We start from the raw sequence: 12,879 nt of genomic DNA, 5'->3' as shown, positions 1-12,879 counted from the left end.
CCCTCCCGGCGATCAGGACACCGGGACTTCGCAGGACTCCTGCGAGGCTTCCGGTGATGCGAGCAGCTCGGTGATTCGCTCCGACACCGCGGCTGCGGAGGGGTATTCCCACAGCAGCGTTGGCGGCAGCGGCAGCCCGGTCTGCTTCTCGAGCTGACGTAACAGTCCGACGGTCATGATCGAGTCGACACCGATCTCCACCAGAGGCAACCCGGTGTCCACATCGTTTTCCGCGAGACCCAGCTGGGCCGAGACAGCGCCGACGACGCACTCGATGACGCGCTTCGGGTCGGGTTCGCCGTCGTCCCCCACAAAACTGCCCGCCACCGAATCCGCCAGCGCCGACTCGTCGTTCTCGACGGGCGCGACATCGGCGAGCATCGGGACGGCGGTGGCTCCCGGGAGCACGGGAAGCACAACGACATTCGGCTGATCATCGCGCATCGCCAGATCAAGCGCACGGACCGCCTCGTCGGCACCGATGGTGCCCATGCCGAGCGCGTCGAGCTGAGCGGCGACGAAGCCGGACGTCGAGCCCATCCCCAAACCTCGCCACGCCGTCCACGCGATGCTCACCGTGCGGTCGCCGAGACGACGGCGATGACGGGCCATGACGTCGAGGAACGAGTTCGCGCACGCGTAGGCACCCTGTCCGGGGAAGCCCGCGAGGTAACCGCACGACGAGAACAAGATCATCCAATCCAACTGCTCCGGCGGGAAGACCTCGTGCAATGTCAAGGTCCCGTCGACCTTGGGGTGCATGGCCATCTCGAAATCCTCGGCACTCGTATTGACAAGCAGTGCACCGGCTTCCACACCAGCGGCATGAATGACACCCCGCACGGGTGGCAGATGCCGCAGCGCGACCCGCAGCGCCTCGACGGCGTCGGGCGCGCCGACGTCGAGCGGCATGACGTGGACCGACACCCCCCGCTCCTCGAGCGCAGCCACTGTGCGAATCAGCTCGGATTCCGCCGCGTCCCGCCAATCGGCACGGTCCAACATGCCTGAGCGAGACAGCAGAACGATGCGCCGAGCACCGATATCGGCGAGTCGTTGCGCCATCCTCAGGCCGAGAACGCCTGTGCCGCCGGTGATCAGGTAGGTACCACCCGGCGAACACTGCATGGGCGTGCCGGTCCCCCGGCCGGCGAAAGCCAACCTCGCGACCTTCGTGTCGCCATTGCGGAGCACGACGACGGGATGACCGCGAAGGGACGCGAGAGCGCCGACGGGCAGATGCGCATTGCCCACGTCGAGGACACCGCCGAAGATCTCGGGATGCTCGGCGGCCGCGACGCGGGCAAGCCCCCACAGCGGAGCGTGGACGACATTGCCGCCTTCGTGCACACCCTGGGTGAGCACCCATATGCGTGCCTTCGCGCCGCGATCGAGCAGGTGCCGCAACGTACGCATGACGACCTCGACCGATTTCTGCGGGGTGTCGTGCGCGCGGGCCAGGACCAGCACCACAGCGTCGCGGTCCAGTTCGACGGCGGCCTCGGCGATCTCGCCCGGTTCGGCGTAGGTCACATACGGCACGTCAGCGCCGGCGAGATCGCGGGTCACGAAGCGTTGGGTGTCGGCGTCACCGCCGACGACGAACACCGCGGACGGCCGTTCGCCCTGGTCCCACGGGACCGAATGCCACGTGACGTGGTGAAGCATCCGCGAAAGATCGCTTCCGGCAGGGCTTTGGAGTTCCTCGAACGACATCCCGGTGAGCGATGCGTGCACAGTGCCCGACTCGTCGGCGATCAGCACATCGGTCGTGGTGGTGTCGGGCCGGCGTCGAACCTGCAGCACCGCGACCGCCGGCGGACGGCCGTACACCTGCACCCGCTCTATTCGGGCAGGCATCCGCAGCCGCGGTGGTCCGTCGAAAATCGTGGAAGCCGCGGATGTCGCGGCATCGAGCAGCGCCGCCCACGTCGCGGGCGCGGTCCGGTCGCCGTGGGCGGCGACCCGCGCGATCAGCTCTGAATCGGCGCGGTGCAGATCGAGTATCTCCCAATCGAATCCCATCGCCGCCACACCGAGCGTCGCCAGGGTGTCCACGATGTGGTTCGGCGCAAGGGCGTCGGCACACCGCTGACGCGCGGCAGACTCGTCGAGCACCTGTCCGAGAAGATCCTCGATGTCGTCGTCGGCGGCGGCGACCGCGCTGCTGTGGGTGAGCCACCCGCCGTCGTCGGCAGTGTCGTCGTCGTCCACCAGCCGTGTCGACAGCGTCAGCCCGCGGTCCTGCAGGACCACCTGCACATCGCGGGCGCGGCTCGGCGCCACCGGGGTGCGCAGGCGGACGTCCACGAGGTCGGTACTCGACCGGTCAGAGCGCGTGTTCAGATTGGCGACCGCGCCTAGGAAGGTGTTCAAAATGACTGCGGCAGGGACGATTTCCGTATTCTGCACAGGATGGTTGCCCGGATACGGCCGGTTGTCCATATCCAGGCGGGTGTGCCACATGGTGGATGCGACGGCGCCTGTCACGTCCATCCGCCCGCCCAGCAGGGTGTGAGTGTCGACGTCATGCACACCGCGACCACCGGGCGGCGGCGTCGGCGTGCGCCAGAAGCGGCGGTGCTGCCACTGCGTCACGGGCAGCGAGTCGGCCCACGGTGTGCGGGCATCGATGCCGTGGCGTACGGGGGCGCCGTTGCAGTACAGGGCGCCCACCGCAGTGGCCACCGATTGCAGCTCTGGACGGTCGCGGCGCAGCACCGGGACCACCTCATGCTCGTCGATGCCCGCGTACGTCAACGTCTCCACGATCGAATGTGAGACGACAGGGTGGGCGGACACCTCCAGGAACAGCCGATGGCCGTCCTCGGCCGCCGCGGTCACCGCCTCCGCGAAGCGCACGCGATCACGAAGGTTGCTGACCCAGTAGTGCTGGTCGCGAGGTGCCGTCGACCGCGGATCGGTCAGTGCAGTTGTGTACAGCGGGATTTCGGCGGGACGTGGCGGCGGCAGCTCTGCTGTGAGCCGGCCGAGTTCCGCGGTCAGCGCATCCATCGCCGGACTATGGAACGCCACGTCGGTGTTGACGCGGCGGATCATCACGCCTTCGTCGGTCCACATCTGGCAGATCTGCTCGACGGCGCTGACGGTGCCGGACACGACGGTCGATGCGGGTGAAGCGCTGATCGCCGCCACCACACTGCGACGTCCCTCGAGTCTCCGTTCGGCTTCAGCGAAAGGTAGGCGCACCAGTGCCATGGCGCCGTCGCCCATCACCGACTGGAATCCACGCGCCCGGTAGCACGCCACCGCGGCGCCCACCGTCAGGTCGAACACACCTGCCGTCACACACGCGGCGACCTCACCCACCGAGTGCCCGATCACGGCGGCGGGCGTCACGCCCCGCTCGCGTAGCACCGCGGCCAGACCCACCTGCATCGCAAACGTCAACGCCTGCACGCGGTCTGTGCCGCCGAGTTCGCCGGTGCGCAGCGCATCGCGCGCACGAAACCCCAGCTCTTCGCGAAACACCGGATCGATCGCGTCGATGACCGCGCTGAATGCGGGCGCACGTTCGAGCAGTTGTCGTCCCATGCCGGCCCAGTGCGATCCATGGCCGGAGAACACCCACACCGCACCTTCTGTCGCGAGAGCGTTGCCGGTCACGACCATTGGATCGGGTTCGTCGTTGGCGAGCGAGTCCAGCCCGGCCACCAAACCGTCGATGTTCTCCGCCACCACCGCGGCCCTTGCCGGTTCGTGCGAGCGGCGCACCCACGCCGTCGCCGCGACGCGATCCAGTCCCTTGTCGCCGGCGCGCAAATGGTCGGCCAGGGCCCGCGCCTGGGTGCGCACCCGGGCCGTTGAGCGCGCCGATATCGGCACGACCGTCGGCGTGGCTGAAACCTCGGCAGCAGAAGGAGTCTCGGGACGGGGGGCTTCCTCGAGCAGTATGTGGGCGATCGTCCCGCCGTAGCCGTAGCTGCACACCGCGGCGCGACGGGGTGCGTCGCCGGTGCGCTCCCACGGCTCGACGACGGTCGGCACCCGCAGGCCGCTGTTCGCCCAATCAACGGCGGGGGTCAGCGTTTTCACCCCGGCGGTCGGCGGGATCGCTTCGTGGTACAGCGCCAGCGCCGCCTTGACGAGGCCGACCACGCCCGCGCCGCCTTCCAGGTGGCCGACGTTCGGCTTCACCGATCCGATTCGGCACGGCGCGTCCGCCGGTCGATCGACTCCGTAGACGGACGCCAACGCCCGCACCTCGGTGGGATCGCCTGTCGGCGTGCCGGTTCCGTGCGCCTCGACGAAGTCGACACTCGCGGGTGGCACGCCGGCTGATTTGCACGCCCGCGCGAACATGTCGGCCTGAGCATCGCCGTTGGGCGACATGATGCCCACCGTCCGACCGTCCTGCGCGATCGCACCGCCGCGCACCAGGGCCAGGATCCGATCACCGTCGCGCACCGCGTCGGTGAGGCGTTTGAGCACGACCACCGCCGCGCCCTCGCCGCGCCCGTAACCGTCGGCACTGGCGTCGAACGTCTTGCAGCGCCCATCCGGGGCCGTCGCCCCCGCCTCGTCGAGCACACGCGTCAGCCCAGGGCCGATCAGGGCGCTGACACCGCCGGCCAGCGCCAGCGACGTCTCACCGGAGCGAAGCATCTGGCAGGCCTGGTGCACGGCCACCAGCGATGCGGCGCACGCGGCGTCCAGCGCGACGCTCGGCCCGCGCAGATCGAGCAGGTGCGACACCCGGTTGGCGATGCCACACAGGGACGTGCCGATCCCGGTCCATGCCTCGATGCCGGGCAGGTCCTCCATGATCAGCTTGCCGTAGTCGTCGGAGTTGACGCCCATGAGCACGGCGGTGTCGGTTCCCGCCAACGTGCGCGGCGGCACACCGGCGTGTTCGAGCGCTTCCCAGCTCACTTCGAGCGCCAGCCGCTGCTGGGGATCCATCAGTTCCGCCTCGCGCGGTGACACCCCGAAGAACTCGGCGTCGAACCCGGCCAGGTCGTCGAGGAAGGTGCCCCAGCGCGTGGTTTCCTTCAACACCGCCGCGTTGCGGGGATCCCGGCGCAGATACGGTTCCCAGCGCTCCTCCGGCACCTCTCGTACGTCGCTTCGGCCTTCGATCAGGAACGTCCAGAACTGCGCCGGGTCGTTGATGCTGCCCGCCAGCCGGCAGCCGATGCCGACGATCGCGACCGGCTCAGGGGTAGTTGCCACGTCAACGAAGCCCTGCGTGCTTGAAAGTCTGGATAGCCTTGCCTAACAAACCCCGCGTCATGGTCGCCATCCTGGCACACCAGGCGCCGGAATTGGTCCCTACGCAGGGCCTACACAGTGATCATGAGCGTGGCGCCGATCACGTTTCCGCCGTCGTCGAACTCGCCGGTGACCCTCAAAGAGTGGTGACGGCCAGCGGTTCATCGGTGCCGGTCACCCGAATGTCGACCTTGGCGATCTCCGATGTCGGAATGCTCGTCGCCGCTGACAATCCGGCGGCTTCGTCCCCGGCGGGACGCCACGAACCCACGACCGTCTGCCCGCCGCTCTTCGTCGTGACGACGATGTCGTAGCTCTCGACGTCGCGCGACCAATCCTTGGTGTACTCGCAGGCCCAGTTGAGCTCGGTCCCCCACTTCTTCTCCGTGACGGCGAGCTGGGCGGTGAGACCGGGACGCGACCCAGGCTGCATCGGTGACATCGCCACCGTCTCCACCGACGTCGTGCGAGGAAAGACCGTCGCCCCGACTACGCCGCCGACGATCGCCAACGCCGCGGCGGCCGCCACCACGACCGTGATGGCCCGCCCGGACCGCCGCTGCCGCTTCGCCGAGGCGGCGGAAAACGACGCGACGTTGTCGGGGCGATCCGCGGTCGGCGGACTGCCCGCGAGGTCGGTCAAAGCCAAGGCCTCTTCGGGGCTGAGCACACCGAGAATGTCGGGCATCCCGGCCAGTTCGCCGAACTCGGCGTTCCGCTCGGGGTTCGTGGCGAGATAGTTCTCGTAGATCCGCTGATCGTCTGGGTTCAGCGCGCCGAGCACGTAGGCGGCATCCCATTCCGCGAGATCGTCGTCGGGCTTGTTCTCAGTCACGGCCAACCCCCCTTTCCTGCAACGCGATTCGTAACGCGCGTAGCGCGTAGTGAAGTCTGGACTTGACCGTGCCCTCGGGAACCTGTTCCTGCTGGGCGATGTCGGCAACGGTCTGGCCGAGGTAGTACGCGCGCACGATGGCGTTGCGATGATCGCTGGACAACGACTTCAGCGCGTCGGCCAGGACCCACTTGTCGACCGCGGGTCCGATCGCATCCAGCGACGGACGCTCGGGGAGGTCGTCGCTCTGCAGTTCCCGGGTGAAGCGCGCGCTGCGGCGGTCGTCGATGACGAGGTTGCGGGCGACGGTGAACAGCCACGCCCGCGCCGATTCGCTGGGCTGTTCGAGAATCTCGGGCTTTCGCCACAGCCGCAAAAGCGATTCCTGCACCACGTCCTCCGCGAACGGCATGTCGCCCCGCGTCAGACGCATTACATAGCGCTGCAGATCCCTGCTGTGGGCGTCGTGGATCGCCCGCAGCAGCTCGCCCTGATCAGGATCGGTCATATGCGATGCACCGGCGCATTCCTCGCTTTCCGTCGTCGCACAACACAACGGATTACCACCGCAGAATCGTTCAATCGTCAGTCAAGCAGAGTGCGGACCACCGCGTCGGCCAACAGGCGACCCGGGTCGGTGAGGATCAAATGGTCGCCGGCTCGTGTCAGCAGCCCGTCCTCGATCGCGGTCTGGGCGCGACTCTGTTCGGCCTCGTTCAACGTCGCCACCGGAAGCCCTTCGCGCAAGCGCACCCGCAGCATGACGTCCTCGGTGTGCAGCGCGCCCGCGTCGAGCCGCTCGAAGTCGGCCACCGGCAACGTCCCCTCGGCCAGCGTTTGCGCGTATGGGTTGGGATGCTTAACATTCCACCATCGGGTGGTGCCGACGTAACCGTGCGCACCAGGCCCGGCGCCCCACCATTCACCACCGTTCCAGTAGCCGACGTTGTGCCGGCACTCACCACCGGGCAAGCACCAGTTCGAAACCTCGTACCAACCCAGACCCGCTTCCGACAACCGCGCGTCGATCAACTCGTACCGATGCGCGAGCTCGTCGTTGTCGGGTGGACGAACCTCGCCGCGCCGCACGCGGCGGGCCAGCGCCGTACCGTCCTCGACCACCAGCGCGTAGGCGGACACGTGGTCGACCTTCGCCTCGACGGCGGAATCGACCGAGCGCAGTAGGTCGTCGTCGGTCTCCCCGGGCGTGCCGTAGATCAGGTCGAGGTTGATGTGCTCGAAGCCCGCAGCGCGGGCGTCGCCCGCCGCTTCCAGAGCCCGCCCCGGCGAGTGCACCCGATCCAGCACCGCCAGCACGTGCGGTGCCACTGACTGCATGCCCAGCGACACCCTGGTGAAGCCGGCCGTCCGCAGGTGCTCGAACAGCTGGGGTGACGTCGACTCGGGGTTCGCCTCCGTCGTGATTTCGGCCTCATTTGCGAGCGTGAAATGCGCGCGGATCGCAGCCAGCACCGACGTCAGACCGGGGCCACCGAGCAGCGAGGGGGTGCCGCCTCCGACGAAGACGGTGTCGACGACGGGCGTGGAGCCCAGCCGATCGGCGGCCAGTGCGAGCTCCGTACGCAGCGCCGCCAGCCAGCTGTCGGGATTCGTTCCGCCCAGCTCTGCGGGGGTATAGGTGTTGAAGTCGCAGTAGCCGCAGCGGGCAGCGCAGAACGGCACATGGACGTAGACGCCGAACGGACGGCCCGGCGTCGGCGCCAGATCGGGCAGCTCGCGCACGCCTGCCGTCGGGACTGTCATGCAGCCAGTTTCCCAGATCGCGCCTTTTGCTCACGGTGAGCGCAAATCTGCCCCGGTTAGGGCATCTGTCGGTGCCCGTGGCACAATTGGCAACGTGAAGTCCGGCCGCATCTTCCCCCACCGCGTATCGCTGGTGGTGCGGCGTCACGTCGACTTCAAGCGCGTATGTACCTGTTGTTGTCTGCCCTGACGCGCTGACCTGCCCACCTGTACTTGCAGCTGGCCGCCGGATCTGCGCCGCCGGTCAGCCCACCGGTGAGACGCGCGGTCCGGCTCCACAAAGGAGCCAAACCATATGACAACAGCCGAATCAAAGCCCAAGCCTGTCAAGCGCCCACGTGGCGAGGGCCAGTGGGCACTCGGATACCGCGAGCCGCTCAACCCGAACGAACAGTCCAAGAAGGACGACAACCCGCTCAACGTGCGGGCGCGCATCGAGAACATCTACGCCAAGAACGGCTTCGAGTCGATCGACAAGGGCGACCTGCGCGGCCGTTTTCGCTGGTGGGGTCTGTACACCCAGCGCAAGCCGGGCTATGACGGCACCTGGACCGGTGACGAGAACACCGACATGCTCGAGGACGAGTACTTCATGCTGCGCGTCCGCAGCGACGGCGGTGCCCTGACCGCGGCCGCGCTGCGCACGCTGGGCGGCATCTCCACCGAGTTCGCGCGCGACACCGCCGACATCTCCGACCGGCAGAACATCCAGTACCACTGGATCGAGGTCGAGAACATGCCCGAGATCTGGCGGCGGCTCGACGAGGTCGGACTCCAGACCACCGAGGCCTGCGGCGACTGCCCCCGCGTCGTCCTCGGCTCCCCGCTGGCCGGCGAGTCACTCGATGAGGTTATCGACGGAACTCCGGCGATTCACGAGATCGTCAAGCGCTACATCAACAAGCCCGAGTACTCGAACCTGCCGCGCAAGTTCAAGACCGCGATCTCGGGCCTGCAGGACGTGGTGCACGAGGTCAACGACGTGGCGTTCATCGGCGTCGAGCATCCCGAACACGGTCCGGGCTTCGACCTGTGGGTCGGCGGCGGCTTGTCTACCAACCCGATGCTCGGTCAGCGGGTCGGCGCGTGGGTGCCGATCGACGAGGTGCCCGACGTATGGGAGGGCGTGGTCAGCGTCTTCCGTGACTACGGATACCGGCGGCTGCGGTCGAAGGCCCGGCTGAAGTTCCTGATCAAGGACTGGGGTGTCGAGAAGTTCCGTGAAGTTCTCGAGACCGAGTACCTGAAGCGGCCGCTGATCGACGGACCCGCACCGATCCCGGTCACGCGACCGATCGACCACGTCGGCGTGCAGAAACTGAAGAACGGCCTGAACGCCGTCGGCGTCGCACCGATCGCGGGCCGCGTTTCGGGCACCATCCTGACTAAGGTGGCCGACCTGGCCGAGGCCGCGGGCAGCGATCGGATCCGATTCACGCCGTACCAGAAGCTGATCATCCTCGATGTTCCCGACGACAAGCTGGACGAGCTGCGCAACGGCCTGGACGCGCTGGGGCTGCCGGCGCAACCGTCGCACTGGCGGCGCAACCTCATGGCCTGCACCGGCATCGAGTTCTGCAAGCTGAGCTTCGCCGAGACCCGCAGCCGTTCGCAGGTGCTGGTCCCGGAGCTGGAGAAGCGCCTCGAGGACATCAACGCCCAGCTCGACGTGCCGATCACCGTCAACATCAACGGCTGCCCGAACTCGTGCGCGCGCATCCAGGTCGCCGACATCGGTTTCAAGGGCCAGATGGTCGACGAGGGTGATGGGCCCGAGGAGGGTTTTCAGGTCCACCTCGGGGGAAGCCTGGGTCTGGACAGCGGGTTCGGCCGCAAATTGCGTCAGCACAAGGTGCTCTCGACCGAGCTGGCTGACTACATCGAACGAGTCGTTCGCAACTTCGTGAAACATCGCGAGGACGGCGAGCGTTTCGCTACGTGGGCCGTACGAGCAGACGAGGCGGATCTGCGATGAGCGCTTGCGCGAAGAGGAAGGGCACAGATGACTGACGTCATTTCAGAGGCTGACCTGATCGCGTTGGCAGAACGCGGTGCGGCGGAACTCGAGGGTGCGAACGCCGACGAACTGCTGCGCTGGACCGACGAGAACTTCGGCGGCAACTACGTCGTCGCGTCGAACATGCAGGACGCCGTCCTCGTCGATATGGCGGCCAAGGTACGCCCGGGCGTCGACGTGCTGTTCCTCGATACCGGTTACCACTTCGTCGAGACCATCGGCACCCGTGACGCGGTCGAGGCGGTCTACGACATCAACGTCGTCAACGTCACGCCGGAGAACACGGTCGCCAAGCAGGACGAGTTGTTCGGCAAGGATCTGTTCGCCCGCGAGGCCAGCGAGTGCTGCCGGATGCGCAAGGTCGAGCCGCTGTCCAAGGCGTTGCGCGGATACTCGGCATGGGTGACCGGCATCCGCCGCGTCGAGGCGCCCACCCGTGCCAACGCGCCACTCATCAGCTGGGACAAGGCTTTCGGATTGGTGAAGATCAACCCGATCGCGGCGTGGTCCGACGAGGACATGCAGGCGTACATCGACGCCCACGATGTGCTGGTCAATCCCCTGGTTTTCGAGGGCTATCCGTCGATCGGCTGCGCACCGTGCACCGCCAAGCCCGTCGAGGGCGCCGATCCGCGCAGCGGTCGCTGGGCGGGCCAGACCAAGACGGAATGCGGACTGCACGCGTCGTGACGGCTCCGGCTCCCACCAGCCGCCCGACGCTCGTCCTGGCGGCACACGGCAGCGTCGACCCGCGGTCGGCCGCGGTGACACATGCCGTTGCCGGCCGCATCCGGCGGCTGCGGCCCTGGCTCGACGTCCGTGCCGCGTTTTTGGAGAAGACCGACCCGAACCTGCGTGACGTGCTGACCGGCCTTCCCGACGGCGTCGTGGTGCCGTTCCTGCTGGCCGACGCGTATCACGCGCGCGTCGACATCCCTGAGATGATCGGGCAGTCGGGTGCGCGGGTCGAGCAGGCCGAGGTGCTCGGGGAAGATCCCGCCCTGCTGTCCGTGTTGCGGCAGCGGCTGTCCGAGACCGGGGTGTCGCCGGACGAGGACGGCCTCGGCGTTGTGGTCGCGGCCGTCGGATCGTCGAATGAGGCGGCCAACGCGCGAACCGGGGACGTGGCGCGTGCGCTCAGCGCCGGAACCCGTTGGGCCGGTGCCCAAGTCGCGTTCGCAACCGGACCGCGGCCGAACGTCGCCGACGCGGTGGAGCGGCTGCGGGCCGACGGCGCCCGCAATCTTGTGATCGCTCCATGGTTCCTGGCGCACGGCATCATCACCGACCGCGTGGCGTCCTATGCGGCAGCTCACGGCATTCAGATGGCCGAGCCGTTGGGCTCACACAACCTGGTCGCCGCCACGGTGCTCGACCGTTTCGACGCGATGAGCGTCGTCTCCGCCGCCGCCTGAACGGTAATCGTTTTCGCATCCGCTCGCGCCTGCCTTGACCCTCGCGTCGCCACCATGCTAAGCAGTTGCTCAGCATGGTGGGCGACGCGCTCCCCGTGGGCGACGAGAAAGGTCAACGATGACATCGACGGCGACACTGCAGACGGTTCTGGACGAACTCACCGCACGGCCGGGCACGGGTGAGAAGATCTCGGTGATCAACCCGGTGACCGAGGAGCAGATCGTCGAGTTCACCGACTGCGGCGCGCAAGCCGTCGATGAGGCCGTCGCGCGTGCCAAGGCCTCCTTCGAGGCGGGCGTGTGGTCGGAGCTGCCCGGACGGGCGCGGGCCAAGATCATGTGGAAGATCGCCGATCTCATCGACGAGCACGCCGACGAGATTGCACACCTCGATTCGCTCAACACCGGCATGCCGCTGATGCAGGCGACGCTTGGCCTGCCCAACTGCGCCGAGTTCTTCCGCTACTACGCCGGCTGGTGTACCAAGATCAGCGGCAACGCGTACGACGTGAAGACCGCGGGCATCGCCACCGACACGTGGGTCGACATGCACACCTACACGCTCAAGGAGCCGTACGGCGTTGTGGGCCTGATCTTTCCGTGGAACGGCCCGATCTTCAACGCATGCGCAAAGCTCGCGCCTGCGCTGGCCGCAGGCTGCAGCATGGTGGTCAAGCCCGCAGAGGAGACGCCGCTGTCGGCGATCCTGCTCAACCGGTTGATCCACGAGGCAGGCGTGCCCGAGGGTGTCGTCAACCTGCTGACCGGCTACGGCCACACCGCGGGCGCGGCGATCACCGCGCATCCTGACGTCGAGAAGGTCGCCTTCACCGGCTCGACGGAGATCGGCAAGGAGATCGTGCGGGCATCGGCGGGCAACCTCAAGAAGGTCATGCTCGAGCTCGGCGGTAAGTCGCCGGTGCTGATCTACGACGACGCGGACCTGCAGAAGGCCATCTTCATGGCGTCGATGGGAATCTTCGTGCACTCCGGCCAGGGCTGTGTGTGCGGCTCGCGCGTTTTCGTCCAGCGCGGCGTCTACGACGAGGTGCTCGAAGGCATCTCCAACATGGCCAACTTCGTCAAGCTCGGCGGACCTGATGAGGAGGGATGCATGAGCGGCCCGCTGATCAGTCAGAAGCAGCTGACCAGGGTCATGGGTTACATCGACGAGGGCAAGTCCGAGGGTGCCGAGGTCGTCACGGGCGGCCACCGGCTCGATCGCAAGGGCTACTTCGTGCACCCGACCGTCCTGACCAACGTCAACCGTGACATGCGGCTGTATCAGGAGGAGATCTTCGGGCCCGTGGTCACGGTCCTGCCTTTCGACGACGACGACGAGGCCGTCGCGATGGCCAACGACACGACCTACGGCCTGGCGGCCACCGCGTGGACCAACGACCTCAGCCGTGCGCATCGTCTCGGCAAGCGGTTGCAAGCCGGAACCGTAACGATCAACTGCCAGTTGGTGTTCGACCACGCGGTGCCGTTCGGCGGGTACCGGCAGTCCGGTTGGGGACACGAGTTCGGCCAGGAAGGTATCGACGCGTACCTGAAGACGAAGTCGGTCTGGGCACAGCTCTGACACCGATGCGGCGGTGACCACGCCGCGGACT

At 67.4% G+C, this 12,879-nt stretch carries 9 protein-coding genes; 5 read left to right on the top strand and 4 right to left on the bottom strand.

Features of this window, described 5'->3' with window-relative positions:
* Positions 1-12: 12 nt before the first annotated feature.
* The 4 genes from M1248_RS02335 to hemW all read right to left on the bottom strand — a co-directional run bounded on the left by M1248_RS02335 (position 13) and on the right by hemW (position 7,831).
* Positions 13-5,193: a type I polyketide synthase gene (locus tag M1248_RS02335; RefSeq protein WP_317147426.1), complete on the bottom strand. Its 5,181-nt coding sequence runs from the start codon at positions 5,191-5,193 to the stop codon at positions 13-15.
* 175 nt (positions 5,194-5,368) lie between these two features.
* The gene (locus M1248_RS02330) at positions 5,369-6,067 is read right to left on the bottom strand and encodes a hypothetical protein (protein ID WP_317147425.1); all 699 of its coding nucleotides are present in this window, start codon (positions 6,065-6,067) and stop codon (positions 5,369-5,371) included.
* Positions 6,060-6,575 carry a sigma-70 family RNA polymerase sigma factor gene (locus tag M1248_RS02325; RefSeq protein ID WP_163729606.1) on the bottom strand — a complete coding sequence of 172 codons (516 nt, stop codon included), beginning with the start codon at positions 6,573-6,575 and terminating at the stop codon, positions 6,060-6,062. The genes M1248_RS02330 and M1248_RS02325 overlap by 8 nt, the downstream gene beginning before the upstream one ends.
* Positions 6,576-6,652: 77 nt before the next feature.
* Positions 6,653-7,831 carry a radical SAM family heme chaperone HemW gene (hemW, locus tag M1248_RS02320; protein WP_317147424.1) on the bottom strand — a complete coding sequence of 393 codons (1,179 nt, stop codon included), beginning with the start codon at positions 7,829-7,831 and terminating at the stop codon, positions 6,653-6,655.
* On the opposite strand from hemW, the gene M1248_RS33305 reads away from it, so the two are divergent.
* From M1248_RS33305 to M1248_RS02300, 5 genes are all read left to right on the top strand, one after another.
* Complete coding sequence (locus M1248_RS33305; RefSeq protein WP_410506604.1) at positions 7,830-8,021, top strand: Ms4527A family Cys-rich leader peptide; 192 nt, start codon at positions 7,830-7,832, stop codon at positions 8,019-8,021. The genes hemW and M1248_RS33305 overlap by 2 nt on opposite strands.
* A 105-nt stretch (positions 8,022-8,126) precedes the next feature.
* A complete protein-coding gene (locus M1248_RS02315; RefSeq protein WP_317147423.1) occupies positions 8,127-9,806 on the top strand; it encodes a nitrite/sulfite reductase in 1,680 nt (559 codons plus the stop codon).
* A gap of 27 nt (positions 9,807-9,833) precedes the next feature.
* Positions 9,834-10,538 (top strand): phosphoadenylyl-sulfate reductase, encoded by a 705-nt coding sequence (locus M1248_RS02310; RefSeq protein ID WP_163729612.1) that lies wholly within the window; start codon positions 9,834-9,836, stop codon positions 10,536-10,538.
* Positions 10,517-11,263, top strand: a complete 747-nt coding sequence (locus M1248_RS02305; RefSeq protein WP_317147422.1) for a sirohydrochlorin chelatase — start codon at positions 10,517-10,519, stop codon at positions 11,261-11,263. The genes M1248_RS02310 and M1248_RS02305 overlap by 22 nt, the downstream gene beginning before the upstream one ends.
* Before the next feature lie 118 nt (positions 11,264-11,381).
* Positions 11,382-12,848 (top strand): aldehyde dehydrogenase family protein, encoded by a 1,467-nt coding sequence (locus M1248_RS02300; RefSeq protein WP_163729616.1) that lies wholly within the window; start codon positions 11,382-11,384, stop codon positions 12,846-12,848.
* Positions 12,849-12,879 lie beyond the last annotated feature (31 nt).

It is taken from the genome of Mycobacterium sp. 29Ha (assembly GCF_032883055.1).
GTDB lineage: Bacteria > Actinomycetota > Actinomycetes > Mycobacteriales > Mycobacteriaceae > Mycobacterium > Mycobacterium gallinarum.
This window is presented reverse-complemented; position numbering and strand designations above follow the sequence as displayed.